The organism is Lelliottia sp. EB106-05-01-XG201, assembly GCF_058791735.1.
Window position 1 is genome coordinate 255,327 of sequence record NZ_JBYTDV010000001.1, and the last position, 18,612, is coordinate 273,938.

The following is an 18,612-nucleotide window of genomic DNA, read 5'->3' on the forward strand; positions in this document are numbered from 1 at the left end:
TCAGCCTCCCGCGATGACCTGAAAAAGCAGGATCTGATCGCCATCGCGCACCTGCTGACGTTCCCACCGCTCGCGCGGCAGGATCTGTTGGTTAAGGGCCAGCGCCACGCCGGGTTTCAACTGGCGTAGCTGGTCGAGAAGCGTGGCGATGGTCAGCCCCTCGGCGCACTGCATCGGTTCATCGTTAAACAGAATCCGCATGATGCCCTCCGCAGACGCTGCACCCGCTGGCACGCTGGAGCGCCAGATGTCGCCAGTTACCCGAGCGGCCATCGAACATGCGCAGCGTATTGCGCGGCGTCTCCATTCCGCTGAGCAGCTTGATGGCTTCCAGCGCCTGCAGAGTCCCCATCACCCCGACCACCGGCCCGAGGATGCCGGCCGTGCGGCAGTTGCGCTGCGGCTCTGCGTCATCGGGCCACAGGCAGCGGTAGCAGCCCTGCGTCCACGGCGGCGTCAGGACCATCATTTGCCCGCCGAATCCAACGGCGCTGGCGGTGATGAGCGGGGTATTGAGCGCCACGCAGGCGGCGTTGATCGCCTGGCGTGTCGCCATATTGTCGGTGCAATCCAGCACCACGTCCGCGCGGGCAACTTCCTGACGCAGGGTTTCCCCGTCCAGTCGCTGTTGCACGGCGATGAGCGCAATTTCAGGGTTGAGGGCGTTCAGCCGTTGAGTGGTGATCTGCGCTTTTGACGCGTTCACATCCTCGGTGGTGAACAGGATCTGCCGCTGCAGATTGCTGATGTGGATGTCGTCATCGTCGGCTAATACCAGCGTTCCGATGCCCGCTCCGGCCAGATACAGCGCAGCAGGCGCGCCGAGCCCGCCCAGCCCGACAATCAATACCCGGCTGTCGAGCAGCTTTTGTTGACCGTCGACGGCGATATCCTCCAGCAGGATCTGGCGGCTGTAGCGCATGAAGTCGCTGTCATTCATCGCCCGCTCCCGCCAGTTGCAAGAGCTGTGCAGTCGCCGCCTGCCAGTCCACCGCCTGAGTAATGGCGCTGACTACCGCGATACTCCCGACGCCGGTCTCCAGCACCGCCGGGGCGCGATCAAGGCTGATGCCGCCGATGGCCACGGTCGGATAATCGGCCAGACGTTCGATGTGACGTGCCAGCTGCGCCAGCCCCTGCGGGGCCGAGGGCATCTGTTTGGTTTGCGTCGGGAAGACGTGGCCGAGGGCGATATAGGACGGCCGTGCGGCGAGCGCCACATCGATCTCCATATCGTCGTGAGTCGACACGCCGAGGCGCAAACCGGCCTTCCGGATCGCGTTCAGATCGGCGGTTTCGAGATCCTCCTGTCCCAGATGCACGCCGTAGGCCTGATGCTTAATCGCCAGCTGCCAGTAGTCGTTGATGAACACCCGGGCGTCATACCGACGCCCCAGTGCGATGGCGGCAGACACATCACTTTCGACCTCGTCATCACGCTGGTCTTTAATGCGTAGTTGAATCGTTTTCACGCCAGTCTCAAGCAGGCGCTCAATCCACTCCACGCTGTCGACCACCGGATAAAGCCCTAAACGCCGGGGCACGGTTGGAAAATTGGGCTGAACCATTACGCCTCCTCTTTTTTGAGGTAGATTTCGCCGCCTTTGGCGCGGAAGTTTTCCGACATATCGGCCATGCCGACTTCAATCACCTGCTTCGCGGCATAGTCACGCACTTCCTGGCTGATTTTCATCGAGCAGAATTTCGGTCCGCACATGGAGCAGAAGTGCGCCACTTTGCCGGACTCCTGCGGCAGGGTTTCATCGTGATAGGCGCGGGCGGTGAACGGGTCGAGGGCCAGGTTGAACTGGTCTTCCCAGCGGAACTCGAAGCGCGCTTTGGACATGGCGTTGTCGCGGATCTGCGCCCCAGGGTGGCCTTTGGCTAAATCGGCGGCGTGGGCGGCGATTTTGTAGGTGATCAGCCCCTGCTTCACGTCCTCTTTGTTCGGCAGGCCGAGGTGCTCTTTCGGGGTGACGTAGCAGAGCATGGCGCAGCCAAACCAGCCGATCATCGCCGCGCCGATGCCGGAGGTGAAATGGTCATAGCCCGGTGCAATATCGGTGGTCAGCGGCCCCAGGGTGTAGAACGGCGCCTCGTGGCAGTGCTCCAGTTCTTCGGTCATGTTGCGGCGGATCATCTGCATCGGCACGTGGCCCGGGCCTTCGATCATCACCTGCACGTCATATTCCCAGGCGATTTTGGTCAATTCGCCGAGGGTGTGCAGCTCGGCAAACTGTGCTTCGTCGTTGGCGTCGCGAATGGAGCCCGGGCGCAGACCGTCGCCCAGAGACAAGGAAACATCGTACGCGGCGCAGATTTCACAAATCTCGCGGAAGTGTTCGTAGAGAAAGTTCTCCTGATGATGCGACAGGCACCATTTCGCCATAATCGAGCCGCCGCGCGACACAATCCCGGTCAGACGTTTGGCGGTCATCGGCACGTAGCGCAGCAACACCCCGGCGTGAATGGTGAAGTAGTCCACCCCCTGTTCCGCCTGCTCCAGCAGGGTATCGCGGAAGGCTTCCCAGGTGAGATCTTCGGCGATCCCGTTCACCTTCTCCAGCGCCTGGTAGATCGGAACGGTGCCGATCGGCACCGGGCTGTTACGCAGGATCCACTCGCGGGTTTCGTGGATGTAGCGCCCGGTGGAGAGGTCCATCACCGTGTCCGCACCCCAGCGGGTCGACCACACCAGTTTTTCGACCTCTTCTTCGATGGAAGAGGTGACCGCGGAGTTGCCGATATTGGCGTTCACTTTCACCAGGAAGTTGCGGCCGATAATCATCGGCTCCGATTCCGGGTGGTTAATGTTGGCGGGGATGATCGCTCTTCCGGCGGCGACTTCGTCACGCACGAATTCCGGGGTGATGTTCTCGGGCAGGCGAGCGCCAAACCCTTCGCCCGGATGCTGGTGGCGCAACACTTCACTGCGGATGCGCTCGCGGCCCATGTTTTCGCGAATGGCGATGAACTCCATCTCAGGCGTGACGACACCTGAGCGTGCGTAATGGAGCTGGGTCACGCATTTGCCCGCTTTGGCGCGTTTCGGTGTGAGCAGGCCGGTAAAGCGCAGTTCGTCCAGACCATCGTCGGCCAGGCGTTCTTTGGTGTACGCGGAGCTACGGTCGGTCAGAGATTCGCTGTCCTGGCGTGCTTCAATCCACGGTTGGCGCAGTTTTGCCAGACCCTGCTGCACGTTGATGGCTACATCCGTATCGCCGTAAGGACCAGAGGTGTCATAAACCGGTACCGCTTCGTTGTCTTCGAACTGGGGATTATCTTTGCTGCCGCCGATGAGCGTCGGGCTGAGCTGGATTTCACGCATCGGCACGCGGATATCGTCCTGCGAACCGGTGATGTAGATGCGCCGAGAATTCGGGAAAGCGGTGCCTTCCAGGGTGTCGATGAAGTGTTGGGCTTGTGCGCGCTGCTCGCGGCGGGTCAGTTTAGTGGCAGACATAGCTCATTCCAAAAAAGTAAGGAGTGGCTTGTCAGACGACGGATGAACTAAGAGAAGTGATCACCCAGGGAAGGGCGATACAACAGCTTTTTGACTCTTGTTCCCTTCGCAGGTATTAACCTGATCAGGTTCCGCGGATCCCGAATTAACGGTCTCAGCCCGTACATTTCTGTACTGGGCACTCCGACAAGAAAACACGCCTGCAGTGCAGACGCGATATTTGTAAATTACTCGTTAACGCTTAAGAACTCAAGCCGGTCGCGCGATGTTGTCTTCGTTGCTGGCCTTCAGATCGCTGTCCAGCACCAGGGCGATGAGCTTGTCTTCCAGCGTGAAGCGGACTTCCATCGCCTCGCCGAGATCGGAAAGGGCCTGCTGGAACTCCAGATAATTGTCCTGGTCGATGGCGTTTTCGAGCGTTGAGTCGTAATAGTCCATGATCTGCTGGGTATTGGCCTCCAGCAGCGGATAGAGTTTGGTCGCCGCTAAATACGGCGTCGTCCCTTCCATTTCGCGAATAATACGTTCATATAGATTAAAATGACCGTCAGACAGGTAGTCGACCAGGCTTTGACAAAAATCATCCAGCGCTTTTTCATTCAACCGCATATACGATTCTTTGCCAGGCTTAATGCCAACCAGATTGTAGTAGGCAACAAGCAAATGTTTGCGCACGTGCAGCCAGCGATCGACCAGGTGATGACTTCCTCCAACGCGCTCTGTCAGGCTTTGTAGCTGGTTTAGCATGTTTGACTCCACAAGGTTAAGATGAAAAAGCTGGCCACCCGAAAATGTAAGAATATTGTTATCAACATGCCTGTGAAGCAAAGGTAGTGCAATAGATATGGATCGTATAATTGAAAAATTAGATCGCGGCTGGTGGATCGTCAGCCACGAACAAAAATTATGGTTGCCCGGCGGAGAATTGCCCTACGGCGAGGCTGAAAATTTCGATCTTGCGGGGCAGCAGGCGCTGAAGATCGGCGAGTGGCAGGGCGATCCCGTGTGGTTAATCCAGCAGCATCGCCATCACGAGATGGGATCGGTTCGCCAGGTGCTGGATCTCGATGTCGGCCTGTTCCAGCTGGCCGGGCGCGGCGTACAGCTGGCCGAGTTTTTCCGATCGCACAAATATTGCGGCTACTGCGGGCACACCATGCACCGGAGTAAAACCGAGTGGGCTATGCTCTGCAACCACTGTCGCGAGCGCTACTATCCGCAAATCGCCCCGTGCATTATCGTCGCCATTCGTCGTGATGACTCCATTCTGCTGGCGCAACATACTCGCCATCGCAACGGCGTGCATACGGTGCTGGCCGGGTTTGTCGAAGTGGGCGAGACGCTTGAGCAGGCCGTGGCCCGCGAAGTGATGGAAGAGAGCAGCATCAAGGTGAAAAACCTGCGTTACGTCACCTCCCAGCCGTGGCCGTTCCCTATGTCCTTGATGACCGCGTTTATGGCGGATTATGACAGCGGCGAGATTGTGATCGACCAAAAAGAGCTGCTGGAAGCCAACTGGTATCGCTACGACGATTTACCGCTCCTCCCGCCGCCGGGCACCGTGGCGCGCCGACTGATAGAAGATACGGTGGCAATGTGTCGGGCCGACTATGAATGAATCACATGTTACACTGGCGGCATGACGCTTAAGGAACTGCAAAAATGACCGAACTGAAGAACGATCGTTATCTGCGTGCGCTGCTGCGCCAACCCGTTGATATCACCCCGGTGTGGATGATGCGCCAGGCGGGCCGCTATTTGCCGGAATACAAAGCCACGCGCGCCGAAGCGGGCGATTTTATGTCTCTGTGCAAAAACGCCGAGCTGGCCTGCGAAGTCACGCTGCAGCCGCTGCGCCGTTTCCCGCTCGACGCGGCGATCCTTTTTTCAGACATCCTGACCATCCCGGACGCGATGGGGCTGGGTCTCTATTTCGAAACCGGCGAAGGCCCGCGCTTTACCTCGCCGATTAAGAGCAAAGCTGACGTCGATAAGCTGCCGATCCCCGATCCTGAGCAGGAGCTGGGCTACGTGATGAACGCGGTGCGCACCATCCGCCGCGAACTGAAAGGCGACGTGCCGCTGATTGGCTTCTCCGGCAGCCCGTGGACGCTGGCGACCTACATGGTGGAAGGCGGCAGCAGCAAAGCCTTCACGGTGATCAAAAAGATGATGTATGCCGAGCCGCTGGCGCTGCATGCCCTGCTCGACAAACTGGCGAAGAGCGTCACCCTGTACCTGAACGCTCAGATCAAAGCGGGCGCGCAGTCGGTGATGATTTTCGATACCTGGGGCGGCGTGCTGACCGGGCGCGATTATCAGCAGTTCTCCCTGTACTACATGCATAAAATTGTCGATGGCCTGCTGCGTGAAAACGAAGGCCGTCGCGTGCCGGTGACGCTGTTTACCAAAGGCGGCGGGCAGTGGCTCGAAGCGCTGGCCGCGACCGGCTGCGATGCGCTGGGTCTCGACTGGACGACCGACATTGGCGATGCGCGTCGTCGCGTGGGTGACAAAGTGGCGCTGCAGGGCAATATGGACCCGTCCATGCTCTACGCACAGCCTGCACGTATCGAAGAAGAAGTGGCGACGATCCTGGCCGGTTTCGGCAAGGGCGAAGGGCACGTCTTTAACCTCGGTCACGGCATCCACCAGGACGTTCCGCCAGAACACGCGGGTGCGTTTGTGGAGGCAGTACACCGGCTTTCTGCGCCGTATCACCAGTAGGAGTGAGTATGGATCTCGCGTCATTACGCGCTCAGCAAATCGAACTGGCCTCGTCGGTTTCCCGCGAGGACCGTTTTGACAAAAATCCTCCGGCGTTGATCGCCGGAGCCGATGTCGGGTTTGAGCAGGGCGGGGAAGTGACGCGAGCCGCAATGGTGCTCTTAACCTGGCCCGGGCTGGAGCTGGTGGAGTACAAAGTGGCGCGTATCGCCACCACCATGCCTTACATTCCGGGCTTTCTCTCCTTTCGTGAATATCCCGCGCTGCTGGCAGCGTGGGAGCAACTCTCGCAAAAACCCGATCTGCTGTTCGTCGACGGTCATGGGATTTCCCACCCGCGCCGCCTCGGTGTCGCCAGCCATTTTGGCCTGCTGGTGGATGTGCCGACGATCGGCGTGGCGAAGAAACGCCTGTGTGGCAAGTTTGAGCCGCTCTCCGCCGAGCCCGGCGCACTGGCACCGCTGATGGATAAGGGCGAGCAGCTGGCGTGGGTCTGGCGCAGCAAGGCACGGTGTAATCCGCTGTTTATCGCGACGGGGCATCGCGTGAGCACCGACAGCGCGCTGGCATGGGTGCAGCGCTGTATGAAAGGCTACCGTTTACCGGAGCCGACGCGCTGGGCTGATGCAGTCGCATCGGCGCGTCCGGCATTTGTTCGTTGGCAGGAAATTCAGCGTTGATTCAGGTAAACTGCGGCTAATTTCCGATTCGAGACATCATCATGTTACAAAACCCGATTCATCTGCGCCTTGAGAAGCTGGAAAGCTGGCAGCACGTCACCTTTATGGCCTGTCTGTGCGAGCGCATGTATCCCAACTATGCCACCTTCTGCAAGCAGACTGGATTTGGTGAAGGCCAGATTTATCGCCGTATTCTCGACCTGATTTGGGAAACGCTGACGGTCAAAGACGCCAAAGTGAATTTCGATTCTCAGCTCGAAAAGCTGGAAGAGGCGATCCCTTCTGCGGACGACTACGATCTATACGGTGTTTACCCGGCCATTGACGCCTGCGTGGCGCTGAGCGAATTGCTTCACTCCCGTCTGAGCGGTGAAACCCTGGAGCATGCCATCGAAGTCAGCAAGGCTTCGATCACTACCGTGGCGATGTTGGAAATGACCCAGAAAGGTCGCGAAATGACCGATGAAGAGCTGCGTGCTAACCCTGCCGTTGAGCAGGAGTGGGATATTCAGTGGGAAATATTCCGACTTTTAGCCGACTGCGAAGAACGCGATATTGAGCTGATAAAAGGGCTGCGCGCGGACTTACGCGAGGCGGGTGAGAGTAATATTGGTATAATTTTTAACCAATGAGACAATAAAACGTGATTTAACGCCTGTTTTGTCGCACCTCGACTCTTCCCTTCTGCCCCCCGTCTGGTCTACATTTGGGGGGCGAAAAAAAGTGGCTATCGGTGCGTGTATGCAGGAGAGTGCTTTTTTGGCATTTTCGTCGCACTCGATGCTTAGCAAGCGATAAACACATTGAAAGGATAACTTATGAACAAGACTCAACTGATTGATGTAATTGCGGACAAGGCTGATCTGTCTAAAGTGCAGGCTAAAGCTGCTCTGGAATCCACCCTGGCTGCTATTACTGAGTCTCTGAAAGAAGGCGATGCTGTACAACTGGTTGGTTTCGGTACCTTCAAAGTGAACCACCGCGCTGAGCGTACTGGCCGCAACCCGCAGACCGGTAAAGAAATCAAAATCGCCGCTGCAAACGTACCGGCATTTGTTTCTGGTAAAGCACTGAAAGACGCTGTTAAGTAAGACGGCGTGGCAGTGAACAGTTTTGACAAGGGGGCGGTTTCGCCCCTTTTGTTTTCCTGGCGCCGTCCGCTAGCGCTGGCTGGCCTGCTGTTGCTCTCTGCCTGTAGCCATGACTCCTCTCTGCCGCCATTTACCGCCAGCGGATACGCTGACGACCAGGGCGCGGTGCGGGTCTGGCGTAAAGATTCCGGTGACGACGTTCACCTGCTCTCCGCATTCAGCCCGTGGCACAACGGCAACACCTCTACCGCCGAGTACCGCTGGCAAGGCGACACCCTGTCGCTGATTGAACTCAATATCTACAGTAAAACCCCCGAACACGTCCGCGTGCGCTTTGATGACCACGGCGAGCTGAGTTTTATGCAGCGCGAAATCAGCGGCCAAAAACAGCAGCTCTCCAGCGATCAAATCGCCCTGTACCGATACCGCGCCACTCAGGTACGCCAGACCAGCGATGCGCTGCGTCAGGGACGTGTGGTGCTGCGCCAGGGACGCTGGCATTCCGATGGCACCGTGACCACCTGCGAAGGGCAAACCGTGAAGCCGGATCTTGAAGCCTGGGCGACAGAACATATCGAACGCCGTCAGCGTCACTCGTCAATGGAAGTGAGTATTGCCTGGCTTGAAGCGCCGGAAGGATCGCAGCTGCTGCTGGTGGCGAACGAAGATTTCTGCACGTGGCAGCCGACGGAAAAGAATTTCTGATTTTGTGGGGAGGTGCCGGATGGCGCTGACGCTTATCCGGCCTACGAATGATCCCCTCTCCCTGTCAAAGAGGGGAAATAAACGATCTTCTTACTCGCCTTGCTCACGGGCAATCGCACGATAGCCGATATCACTGCGGCTAAAGCTGCCGTCCCAGTGAATATCCTTCATCAGTGCGTAAGCGCGTTTCTGCGCTTCGGCAACGGTGTGACCCAGTGCGGTGGCGCACAGGACGCGGCCCCCGTTAGTTAATACGCGATCGTCGTCAGCCAGTTTCGTTCCCGCATGGAACACCTTCCCGCCGTCGACTTCTTCCAGCGGTAAACCGTGGATCTCATCGCCATTGTTATAGTTGCCCGGATAACCACCGGCGGCGATCACCACGCCCAGAGACGCGCGCTCATCCCACTCGGAGGTTTTCTCGTCCAGCTTGCCTTCGCAGGCGGCCAGACACAGTTCGACCAGGTCGGATTTCATGCGCAGCATGATCGGCTGAGTTTCCGGGTCGCCGAAGCGGCAGTTGAACTCGATGACCTTCGGGTTGCCCTGCTTGTCGATCATCAGCCCCGCATACAGGAAGCCGGTATAGGTGTTACCTTCTGCCGCCATCCCTTTCACTGTAGGCCAGATGATGCGATCCATCGTGCGCTGGTGGACTTCGTCAGTCACCACTGGCGCAGGGGAGTAAGCGCCCATTCCGCCGGTGTTTGGACCGGTATCGCCGTTGCCTACACGCTTATGATCCTGGCTGGTGGCCATCGGCAGAACATGTTCGCCATCGACCATCACGATAAAGCTCGCCTCTTCGCCGTCGAGGAACTCTTCGATGACGATGCGATGTCCCGCGTCGCCAAAGGCGTTACCTGCCAGCATATCCTGGACGGCGGCTTCGGCCTCTTCGAGGGTCATTGCCACGATCACGCCTTTACCGGCGGCCAGACCGTCGGCCTTGATGACAATCGGCGCGCCTTTCTCACGCAGATACGCCAGGGCAGGTTCTACTTCGGTGAAGTTCTGATATTCGCCGGTCGGAATTTTGTGGCGCGCGAGGAAATCTTTAGTGAAGGCTTTGGAGCCTTCCAGCTGCGCCGCGCCTTCCGTTGGGCCGAAGATTTTCAGACCGGCGGCGCGGAATGCATCCACCACGCCAATGACCAGCGGCGCCTCCGGGCCGACGATGGTCAGATCGATTTTCTCGTTCTGGGCAAAGCTCAGCAGCGCCGGGATATCGGTCACGCCGATCGCGACGTTCTGCAGAGCGGGCTCCAGTGCGGTACCGGCATTGCCCGGCGCCACGAAAACGGTTTGCACCAGCGGCGATTGTGCCGCTTTCCATGCCAGGGCGTGCTCGCGGCCGCCGTTACCAATCACTAATACTTTCATTCTTTGCTCCGGGATTAATGGCGGAAGTGACGCATGTCGGTGAAGATCATCGCGATGCCGTGTTCGTCGGCTGCCGCAATCACTTCGTCATCGCGGATAGAACCGCCCGGCTGAATCACACAGGTGACGCCAACCGCCGCTGCGGCATCAATACCGTCGCGGAACGGGAAGAAGGCGTCAGAGGCCATCGCGGAACCTTTCACTTCCAGCCCTTCATCGCCTGCTTTGATCCCGGCGATTTTCGCGGAGTAGACGCGGCTCATCTGGCCCGCACCTATGCCGATGGTCATGTTCTCTTTGGAATAGACGATCGCGTTGGATTTAACGAATTTCGCCACTTTCCAGCAGAACAGCGCGTCACGCAATTCCTGCTCGGTCGGCTGGCGTTTGCTGACCACGCGCAGATCGCCTGCGGTGACCATCCCCAGGTCGCGGTCCTGAACCAGCAGGCCGCCGTTAACACGTTTGAAATCGAGACCCGAAACGCGCTCAGCCCACTGACCGCATACCAGCACGCGGACGTTCTGCTTGGCGGCGGTGATCTTCAGCGCTTCTTCTGTGGCGGAAGGGGCAATAATCACTTCGACAAACTGGCGGGAGATAATCGCCTGCGCCGTTTCGGCATCCAGTTCACGGTTGAACGCAATGATGCCGCCGAACGCGGAGGTCGGGTCGGTTTTGTACGCGCGGTTGTAAGCTTCCAGAATAGAGCTGCTCACCGCAACGCCGCATGGGTTCGCGTGTTTGACGATCACACAGGCTGGCTCGCTGAACTCTTTCACGCACTCCAGCGCCGCGTCGGTATCGGCAATGTTGTTATAGGAGAGCGCCTTGCCCTGGACCTGCTGAGCGGTGGCAACGGAAGCTTCTTTGATCTCTTCTTCTATATAGAAGGCGGCGTTCTGATGGCTGTTCTCGCCGTAACGCATATCCTGCTTCTTGATGAAGTTCAGGTTCAGGGTGCGCGGGAAGCGGCCGGAAGGCTCTTTGCTTTCACCGTGATAGGCGGGGACGAGGCTGCCGAAGTAGTTGGCGATCATGCTGTCGTAAGCGGCAGTGTGTTCGAAGGCTTTAATCGCGAGGTCGAAACGGGTTTCAAGCAGAAGGGAGCCGTCGTTGGCATCCATTTCTTTAATGATAGTGTCGTAGTCGCTGCTCTTGACCACGATAGCCACATCTTTATGGTTCTTCGCGGCGGAGCGCACCATGGTCGGGCCGCCGATGTCGATGTTCTCAACCGCATCTTCCAGAGAGCAGTTTTCGCGGGCCACGGTCTGAGCGAACGGATAGAGGTTAACTACCACCATATCGATCGGCGCGATGTCGTGCTGTTCCATGATGCCGTCATCCTGACCGCGACGGCCAAGAATGCCGCCGTGCACTTTTGGATGCAGGGTCTTTACACGTCCATCCATCATTTCCGGGAAACCGGTGTAATCGGACACTTCGGTTACCGGCAGACCTTTATCTGCTAACAGGCGTGCGGTACCGCCGGTGGACAGCAGCTCTACACCGCGTGCAGAAAGTGCCTGAGCGAATTCGACGATACCGGCTTTATCAGAAACACTGAGCAGAGCGCGGCGGACTGGACGACGTTGTTGCATGGTAAATCCCCTGGATTTCACGATTACAGAGAGCGTTAGATGAATTTTCCTGTGAAAAACTCATCTAACACACCTGACGGGGCATCCTTGCATGGCGCGTGCATTTTAACGAAAACGTTTGCGCATCGCTCGTTAATTTTCAAATTTTCGTCGTGTTGTGGATAAGTCTGTGTGCAAAAGGGTATAAGGCGGGGTTTTGCTGTGGAATGCAGCAGTCAGTCATTTTTCTGTCATTTAGCGGTTGCGGCCTGACGAGAACTCCCTATAATGCGCCTCCATCGACACGGCAGATGTGAATCACTTCACACTAACCACCGGGTCGGTTGAAGAGAAAAAATCCTGAAATTCAGGGTTGACTCTGAAAGAGGAAAGCGTAATATACGCCACCTCGCAACGGTGAGCGAAAGCCGCGTTGCACTGCTCTTTAACAATTTATCAGACAATCTGTGTGGGCACTCAAAGTGACATGGATTCTAAACGTCGAAAGACGCTAAATGAATACCAAAGTCTCTGAGTGAACATACGTAATTCATTACGAAGTTTAATTCACGAGCATCAAACTTAAATTGAAGAGTTTGATCATGGCTCAGATTGAACGCTGGCGGCAGGCCTAACACATGCAAGTCGAGCGGTAGCACAGAGAGCTTGCTCTCGGGTGACGAGCGGCGGACGGGTGAGTAATGTCTGGGAAACTGCCTGATGGAGGGGGATAACTACTGGAAACGGTAGCTAATACCGCATAACGTCGCAAGACCAAAGAGGGGGACCTTCGGGCCTCTTGCCATCAGATGTGCCCAGATGGGATTAGCTAGTAGGTGGGGTAATGGCTCACCTAGGCGACGATCCCTAGCTGGTCTGAGAGGATGACCAGCCACACTGGAACTGAGACACGGTCCAGACTCCTACGGGAGGCAGCAGTGGGGAATATTGCACAATGGGCGCAAGCCTGATGCAGCCATGCCGCGTGTATGAAGAAGGCCTTCGGGTTGTAAAGTACTTTCAGCGAGGAGGAAGGCATTGTGGTTAATAACCACAGTGATTGACGTTACTCGCAGAAGAAGCACCGGCTAACTCCGTGCCAGCAGCCGCGGTAATACGGAGGGTGCAAGCGTTAATCGGAATTACTGGGCGTAAAGCGCACGCAGGCGGTCTGTCAAGTCGGATGTGAAATCCCCGGGCTCAACCTGGGAACTGCATTCGAAACTGGCAGGCTAGAGTCTTGTAGAGGGGGGTAGAATTCCAGGTGTAGCGGTGAAATGCGTAGAGATCTGGAGGAATACCGGTGGCGAAGGCGGCCCCCTGGACAAAGACTGACGCTCAGGTGCGAAAGCGTGGGGAGCAAACAGGATTAGATACCCTGGTAGTCCACGCCGTAAACGATGTCGACTTGGAGGTTGTTCCCTTGAGGAGTGGCTTCCGGAGCTAACGCGTTAAGTCGACCGCCTGGGGAGTACGGCCGCAAGGTTAAAACTCAAATGAATTGACGGGGGCCCGCACAAGCGGTGGAGCATGTGGTTTAATTCGATGCAACGCGAAGAACCTTACCTACTCTTGACATCCAGAGAACTTAGCAGAGATGCTTTGGTGCCTTCGGGAACTCTGAGACAGGTGCTGCATGGCTGTCGTCAGCTCGTGTTGTGAAATGTTGGGTTAAGTCCCGCAACGAGCGCAACCCTTATCCTTTGTTGCCAGCGGTTCGGCCGGGAACTCAAAGGAGACTGCCAGTGATAAACTGGAGGAAGGTGGGGATGACGTCAAGTCATCATGGCCCTTACGAGTAGGGCTACACACGTGCTACAATGGCGCATACAAAGAGAAGCGACCTCGCGAGAGCAAGCGGACCTCATAAAGTGCGTCGTAGTCCGGATTGGAGTCTGCAACTCGACTCCATGAAGTCGGAATCGCTAGTAATCGTAGATCAGAATGCTACGGTGAATACGTTCCCGGGCCTTGTACACACCGCCCGTCACACCATGGGAGTGGGTTGCAAAAGAAGTAGGTAGCTTAACCTTCGGGAGGGCGCTTACCACTTTGTGATTCATGACTGGGGTGAAGTCGTAACAAGGTAACCGTAGGGGAACCTGCGGTTGGATCACCTCCTTACCTGAAAGAACCTGCCTTTGTAGTGTCCACACAGATTGTCTGATGAAAAGTAAATAGCAAGGCGTCTTGCGATTGAGACTTACACGTCCCCTTCGTCTAGAGGCCCAGGACACCGCCCTTTCACGGCGGTAACAGGGGTTCGAATCCCCTAGGGGACGCCACTTGCTGGTTTGTGAGTGAAAGTCACCTGCCTTAATATCTCAAAACTGACTCTCGAGTCATGTTTGAGATATTTGCTCTTTAAAAATCTGGATCAAGCTGAAAATTGAAACGACACGCTGCGTCTGTTCTCCGTAATAAGAACAGAATGACGGTGTGTTCGAGTCTCTCAAATTTTCGCAACACGAGATGTTTTACGAAACATCTTCGGGTTGTGAGGTTAAGCGACTAAGCGTACACGGTGGATGCCCTGGCAGTCAGAGGCGATGAAGGGCGTGCTAATCTGCGATAAGCGTCGGCGAGGTGATATGAACCTTTGACCCGGCGATACCCGAATGGGGAAACCCAGTGTGTTTCGACACACTATCATGTCATGAATACATAGTGGCATGAGGCGAACCGGGGGAACTGAAACATCTAAGTACCCCGAGGAAAAGAAATCAACCGAGATTCCCCCAGTAGCGGCGAGCGAACGGGGAGGAGCCCAGAGTCTGAATCAGCGCGTGTGTTAGTGGAACGGTCTGGAAAGTCCGACGGTACAGGGTGATAGTCCCGTACACAAAAATGCACACGCTGTGAACTCGAAGAGTAGGGCGGGACACGTGGTATCCTGTCTGAATATGGGGGGACCATCCTCCAAGGCTAAATACTCCTGACTGACCGATAGTGAACCAGTACCGTGAGGGAAAGGCGAAAAGAACCCCGGCGAGGGGAGTGAAAAAGAACCTGAAACCGTGTACGTACAAGCAGTGGGAGCCTCTTTATGGGGTGACTGCGTACCTTTTGTATAATGGGTCAGCGACTTATATTCTGTAGCAAGGTTAACCGTATAGGGGAGCCGAAGGGAAACCGAGTCTTAACTGGGCGTTAAGTTGCAGGGTATAGACCCGAAACCCGGTGATCTAGCCATGGGCAGGTTGAAGGTTGGGTAACACTAACTGGAGGACCGAACCGACTAATGTTGAAAAATTAGCGGATGACTTGTGGCTGGGGGTGAAAGGCCAATCAAACCGGGAGATAGCTGGTTCTCCCCGAAAGCTATTTAGGTAGCGCCTCGTGAACTCATCTTCGGGGGTAGAGCACTGTTTCGGCTAGGGGGCCATCCCGGCTTACCAACCCGATGCAAACTACGAATACCGAAGAATGTTATCACGGGAGACACACGGCGGGTGCTAACGTCCGTCGTGAAGAGGGAAACAACCCAGACCGCCAGCTAAGGTCCCAAAGTCATGGTTAAGTGGGAAACGATGTGGGAAGGCACAGACAGCCAGGATGTTGGCTTAGAAGCAGCCATCATTTAAAGAAAGCGTAATAGCTCACTGGTCGAGTCGGCCTGCGCGGAAGATGTAACGGGGCTAAACCATGCACCGAAGCTGCGGCAGCGACGCTTATGCGTTGTTGGGTAGGGGAGCGTTCTGTAAGCCGTTGAAGGTGTCCTGTGAGGGATGCTGGAGGTATCAGAAGTGCGAATGCTGACATAAGTAACGATAAAGCGGGTGAAAAGCCCGCTCGCCGGAAGACCAAGGGTTCCTGTCCAACGTTAATCGGGGCAGGGTGAGTCGACCCCTAAGGCGAGGCCGAAAGGCGTAGTCGATGGGAAACAGGTTAATATTCCTGTACTCGGTGTTACTGCGAAGGGGGGACGGAGAAGGCTATGTTAGCCGGGCGACGGTTGTCCCGGTTTAAGCATGTAGGCGGAAGGTTTAGGTAAATCCGGACCTTTTTTAACGCTGAGGTGTGATGACGAGGCACTACGGTGCTGAAGTAACAAATGCCCTGCTTCCAGGAAAAGCCTCTAAGCATCAGGTAACATCAAATCGTACCCCAAACCGACACAGGTGGTCAGGTAGAGAATACCAAGGCGCTTGAGAGAACTCGGGTGAAGGAACTAGGCAAAATGGTGCCGTAACTTCGGGAGAAGGCACGCTGGTGTGTAGGTGAAGTCCCTGCGGACGGAGCTGAAACCAGTCGAAGATACCAGCTGGCTGCAACTGTTTATTAAAAACACAGCACTGTGCAAACACGAAAGTGGACGTATACGGTGTGACGCCTGCCCGGTGCCGGAAGGTTAATTGATGGGGTTAGCTGTAAGGCGAAGCTCTTGATCGAAGCCCCGGTAAACGGCGGCCGTAACTATAACGGTCCTAAGGTAGCGAAATTCCTTGTCGGGTAAGTTCCGACCTGCACGAATGGCGTAATGATGGCCAGGCTGTCTCCACCCGAGACTCAGTGAAATTGAACTCGCTGTGAAGATGCAGTGTACCCGCGGCAAGACGGAAAGACCCCGTGAACCTTTACTATAGCTTGACACTGAACACTGGTCCTTGATGTGTAGGATAGGTGGGAGGCTTTGAAGCGTGGACGCCAGTCTGCGTGGAGCCGACCTTGAAATACCACCCTTTAATGGCTGGTGTTCTAACGTAGACCCGTAATCCGGGTTGCGGACAGTGTCTGGTGGGTAGTTTGACTGGGGCGGTCTCCTCCTAAAGAGTAACGGAGGAGCACGAAGGTTAGCTAATCCTGGTCGGACATCAGGAGGTTAGTGCAATGGCATAAGCTAGCTTGACTGCGAGAGTGACGGCTCGAGCAGGTGCGAAAGCAGGTCATAGTGATCCGGTGGTTCTGAATGGAAGGGCCATCGCTCAACGGATAAAAGGTACTCCGGGGATAACAGGCTGATACCGCCCAAGAGTTCATATCGACGGCGGTGTTTGGCACCTCGATGTCGGCTCATCACATCCTGGGGCTGAAGTAGGTCCCAAGGGTACGGCTGTTCGCCGTTTAAAGTGGTACGCGAGCTGGGTTTAGAACGTCGTGAGACAGTTCGGTCCCTATCTGCCGTGGGCGCTGGAGAATTGAGGGGGGCTGCTCCTAGTACGAGAGGACCGGAGTGGACGCATCACTGGTGTTCGGGTTGTCATGCCAATGGCATTGCCCGGTAGCTAAATGCGGAAAAGATAAGTGCTGAAAGCATCTAAGCACGAAACTTGCCCCGAGATGAGTTCTCCCTGACTCCTTGAGAGTCCTGAAGGAACGTTGAAGACTACGACGTTGATAGGCTGGGTGTGTAAGTGCAGCGATGTATTGAGCTAACCAGTACTAATGAACCGTGAGGCTTAACCTTACAACGCCGAAGATGTTTTGGCGAAAGCAGAGACGAGATTTTCAGCCTGATAACAGATTAATCAACCGGCCAAAGCGGGTTGATAAACAGAATTTGCCTGGCGGCTTTAGCGCGGTGGTCCCACCTGACCCCATGCCGAACTCAGAAGTGAAACGCCGTAGCGCCGATGGTAGTGTGGGGTCTCCCCATGTGAGAGTAGGGAACTGCCAGGCATCAAACAAGTGAAGAGGCCATCCGCAAGGATGGCCTTTTTGCGTTTTTGTCCTTTCTAAAAATCCTCCGTGAAACTTTCTCACCTTCCTCTTACAGACTCGACATTCGCCCGATTCCTGGTTATTGTCAGCTATCTGGATGTCTAAACGTTTATACGTATGCTGTGAGGATATAAGGTTATGCCGATTAGGGTGCAGGACGAGCTACCAGCCGTTAATTTCTTGCGTGAAGAGAACGTCTTCGTGATGAAGGCCTCGCGCGCGACAGGTCAGGAAATTCGCCCTCTGAAGGTTCTTATCCTCAACCTAATGCCCAAAAAGATCGAGACGGAAAACCAGTTTCTGCGTTTGCTCTCCAACTCGCCGCTGCAGGTAGATATCCAGCTGCTGCGCATCGATGCCCGTGAATCACGTAACACGCCTTCAGAGCATCTGAACAACTTCTACTGCAACTTCGAAGATATCCGTAACGACAATTACGATGGCCTGATCGTCACCGGCGCGCCGCTGGGTCTTGTCGAATTCAACGATGTCGCCTACTGGCCGCAGATCAAACAGGTCCTCGAGTGGGCGAAAGATCACGTCACCTCAACGCTGTTTGTCTGTTGGGCGGTACAAGCGGCTCTGAATATTCTCTACGGCATTCCCAAACAAACCCGAGCGGATAAGCTATCAGGCGTCTACGAACATCATATTCTTCATCCGCATGCGCTGCTGACGCGCGGTTTTGATGACTCTTTCCTCGCGCCTCACTCGCGCTATGCGGACTTCCCGGCCGCGTTGATTCGTGATTACACCGATCTCGAGATCCTGGCCGAAACGGAAGATGGCGATGCCTATCTGTTCGCCAGCAAAGACAAACGTATCGCCTTTGTCACCGGTCATCCTGAATACGACGCCCACACCCTGGCGAGCGAATTTTTCCGCGATCTGGAAGCGGGATTAACCCCGGAAATTCCGTACAACTATTTCCCTAAAAACGATCCGCAAAACACACCCAGAGCCTCCTGGCGCAGCCACGGGAATTTGCTCTTTACTAACTGGCTCAACTATTACGTCTACCAAATCACGCCATACGATCTGCGCCACATGAATCCAACGCTGGAGTAATCTCCTGCCCAGAACGATCCTAAAGCGTTTCAGCATTCCAGATCAGGCACCTTCGGGTGCCTTTTTTATTTCCGAAACCATACTCATCATCTGATCTATTTTTAATCTGAATATAATCAATAAGATATTTTCATTTTATAATTAAAATGGAAATAGTTTTTGATTTTGGAAAAATAATGGATAGTCTTAATTCTGCTGAGCGAAAACTACGCAACGATCTTTCGCTCGCGATGGGGGACTCTTTTTTGGAT

Annotated in this window: 14 protein-coding genes, 1 tRNA gene, 3 rRNA genes and 1 riboswitch; of the genes, 11 read left to right on the forward strand and 7 right to left on the reverse strand. The window is 55.7% G+C overall.

Translation table 11 applies throughout. The features are described from left to right. The 5 genes from thiS to rsd all read right to left on the reverse strand — a co-directional run bounded on the left by thiS (position 1) and on the right by rsd (position 4,210). Positions 1-201 carry a sulfur carrier protein ThiS gene (gene thiS / locus AC3WS9_RS01170; RefSeq protein WP_285145693.1) on the reverse strand — a complete coding sequence of 67 codons (201 nt, stop codon included), beginning with the start codon at positions 199-201 and terminating at the stop codon, positions 1-3. Further along, on the reverse strand, positions 185-940 hold the full coding sequence (gene thiF, locus AC3WS9_RS01175; RefSeq protein ID WP_285150948.1) for a thiazole biosynthesis adenylyltransferase ThiF: 756 nt from the start codon (positions 938-940) through the stop codon (positions 185-187). Before thiF ends, thiS begins: the two co-directional genes overlap by 17 nt. Next, complete coding sequence (thiE, locus tag AC3WS9_RS01180) at positions 933-1,568, reverse strand: thiamine phosphate synthase (RefSeq protein WP_285150947.1); 636 nt, start codon at positions 1,566-1,568, stop codon at positions 933-935. The genes thiF and thiE overlap by 8 nt, the downstream gene beginning before the upstream one ends. Next, the gene (thiC, locus tag AC3WS9_RS01185; protein WP_285150946.1) at positions 1,568-3,463 is read right to left on the reverse strand and encodes a phosphomethylpyrimidine synthase ThiC; all 1,896 of its coding nucleotides are present in this window, start codon (positions 3,461-3,463) and stop codon (positions 1,568-1,570) included. Before thiC ends, thiE begins: the two co-directional genes overlap by 1 nt. Before the next feature lie 84 nt (positions 3,464-3,547). Next, a riboswitch (TPP riboswitch) is annotated at positions 3,548-3,659 on the reverse strand. Positions 3,660-3,712: 53 nt separating this feature from the next. Beyond that, complete coding sequence (gene rsd, locus AC3WS9_RS01190) at positions 3,713-4,210, reverse strand: sigma D regulator (RefSeq protein ID WP_285150945.1); 498 nt, start codon at positions 4,208-4,210, stop codon at positions 3,713-3,715. Positions 4,211-4,307: 97 nt separating this feature from the next. On the opposite strand from rsd, the gene nudC reads away from it, so the two are divergent. From nudC to AC3WS9_RS01220, 6 genes are all read left to right on the forward strand, one after another. Next, entirely contained in the window at positions 4,308-5,081 is a 774-nt protein-coding gene (gene nudC / locus AC3WS9_RS01195; protein WP_202675141.1) for an NAD(+) diphosphatase, read from the forward strand. Between the two features lie 44 nt (positions 5,082-5,125). Next, complete coding sequence (gene hemE / locus AC3WS9_RS01200) at positions 5,126-6,190, forward strand: uroporphyrinogen decarboxylase (RefSeq protein ID WP_282493085.1); 1,065 nt, start codon at positions 5,126-5,128, stop codon at positions 6,188-6,190. Between the two features lie 8 nt (positions 6,191-6,198). Beyond that, positions 6,199-6,870: a deoxyribonuclease V gene (nfi, locus tag AC3WS9_RS01205; RefSeq protein WP_285154096.1), complete on the forward strand. Its 672-nt coding sequence runs from the start codon at positions 6,199-6,201 to the stop codon at positions 6,868-6,870. Between the two features lie 41 nt (positions 6,871-6,911). Further along, a complete protein-coding gene (locus AC3WS9_RS01210) occupies positions 6,912-7,502 on the forward strand; it encodes a YjaG family protein (RefSeq protein ID WP_492486260.1) in 591 nt (196 codons plus the stop codon). 186 nt (positions 7,503-7,688) lie between these two features. Continuing rightward, positions 7,689-7,961 carry a nucleoid-associated protein HU-alpha gene (gene hupA, locus AC3WS9_RS01215; protein WP_002445246.1) on the forward strand — a complete coding sequence of 91 codons (273 nt, stop codon included), beginning with the start codon at positions 7,689-7,691 and terminating at the stop codon, positions 7,959-7,961. 12 nt (positions 7,962-7,973) lie between these two features. Continuing rightward, a complete protein-coding gene (locus tag AC3WS9_RS01220; protein ID WP_492486262.1) occupies positions 7,974-8,666 on the forward strand; it encodes a DUF1481 domain-containing protein in 693 nt (230 codons plus the stop codon). Positions 8,667-8,756: 90 nt separating this feature from the next. On the opposite strand, the gene purD is transcribed toward AC3WS9_RS01220, so the two are convergent. Together purD and purH are read right to left on the reverse strand one after the other, a co-directional pair. After that, complete coding sequence (gene purD / locus AC3WS9_RS01225; RefSeq protein WP_282493081.1) at positions 8,757-10,049, reverse strand: phosphoribosylamine--glycine ligase; 1,293 nt, start codon at positions 10,047-10,049, stop codon at positions 8,757-8,759. A gap of 14 nt (positions 10,050-10,063) precedes the next feature. Next, positions 10,064-11,653, reverse strand: a complete 1,590-nt coding sequence (gene purH / locus AC3WS9_RS01230) for a bifunctional phosphoribosylaminoimidazolecarboxamide formyltransferase/IMP cyclohydrolase (RefSeq protein WP_282493080.1) — start codon at positions 11,651-11,653, stop codon at positions 10,064-10,066. Between the two features lie 563 nt (positions 11,654-12,216). Here purH and AC3WS9_RS01235 point away from each other — a divergent pair. The 5 genes from AC3WS9_RS01235 (at position 12,217) to metA (ending at position 18,361) form a co-directional block, all read left to right on the forward strand. Next, positions 12,217-13,756, forward strand: a 16S ribosomal RNA gene (locus AC3WS9_RS01235). Positions 13,757-13,841: 85 nt separating this feature from the next. After that, positions 13,842-13,917, forward strand: a tRNA-Glu gene (locus tag AC3WS9_RS01240). A 216-nt stretch (positions 13,918-14,133) separates the two neighbouring features. Continuing rightward, positions 14,134-17,039: ribosomal RNA gene (locus AC3WS9_RS01245) — 23S ribosomal RNA — on the forward strand. A 96-nt stretch (positions 17,040-17,135) separates the two neighbouring features. After that, positions 17,136-17,251: ribosomal RNA gene (gene rrf / locus AC3WS9_RS01250) — 5S ribosomal RNA — on the forward strand. Together the 16S, 23S and 5S rRNA genes with 1 tRNA gene alongside form the textbook arrangement of a ribosomal RNA operon. A 180-nt stretch (positions 17,252-17,431) precedes the next feature. Further along, on the forward strand, positions 17,432-18,361 hold the full coding sequence (gene metA, locus AC3WS9_RS01255; protein ID WP_103947519.1) for a homoserine O-acetyltransferase MetA: 930 nt from the start codon (positions 17,432-17,434) through the stop codon (positions 18,359-18,361). Positions 18,362-18,612: the final 251 nt, after the last annotated feature.

Excerpts from the sequence above, each read along its gene's own strand:
- nfi (WP_285154096.1), top strand. The coding sequence starts at position 6,199 with ATGGATCTCGCGTCATTACGCGCTCAGCAAATCGAACTGGCCTCGTCG.
- metA (WP_103947519.1), top strand. The coding sequence starts at position 17,432 with ATGCCGATTAGGGTGCAGGACGAGCTACCAGCCGTTAATTTCTTGCGT.
- purD (WP_282493081.1), bottom strand. The coding sequence starts at position 10,049 with ATGAAAGTATTAGTGATTGGTAACGGCGGCCGCGAGCACGCCCTGGCA.
- thiF (WP_285150948.1), bottom strand. The coding sequence starts at position 940 with ATGAATGACAGCGACTTCATGCGCTACAGCCGCCAGATCCTGCTGGAG.
- AC3WS9_RS01210 (WP_492486260.1), top strand. The coding sequence starts at position 6,912 with ATGTTACAAAACCCGATTCATCTGCGCCTTGAGAAGCTGGAAAGCTGG.
- thiS (WP_285145693.1), bottom strand. The coding sequence starts at position 201 with ATGCGGATTCTGTTTAACGATGAACCGATGCAGTGCGCCGAGGGGCTG.
- purH (WP_282493080.1), bottom strand. The coding sequence starts at position 11,653 with ATGCAACAACGTCGTCCAGTCCGCCGCGCTCTGCTCAGTGTTTCTGAT.
- hemE (WP_282493085.1), top strand. The coding sequence starts at position 5,126 with ATGACCGAACTGAAGAACGATCGTTATCTGCGTGCGCTGCTGCGCCAA.
- nudC (WP_202675141.1), top strand. The coding sequence starts at position 4,308 with ATGGATCGTATAATTGAAAAATTAGATCGCGGCTGGTGGATCGTCAGC.
- rsd (WP_285150945.1), bottom strand. The coding sequence starts at position 4,210 with ATGCTAAACCAGCTACAAAGCCTGACAGAGCGCGTTGGAGGAAGTCAT.
- hupA (WP_002445246.1), top strand. The coding sequence starts at position 7,689 with ATGAACAAGACTCAACTGATTGATGTAATTGCGGACAAGGCTGATCTG.
- thiC (WP_285150946.1), bottom strand. The coding sequence starts at position 3,463 with ATGTCTGCCACTAAACTGACCCGCCGCGAGCAGCGCGCACAAGCCCAA.
- thiE (WP_285150947.1), bottom strand. The coding sequence starts at position 1,568 with ATGGTTCAGCCCAATTTTCCAACCGTGCCCCGGCGTTTAGGGCTTTAT.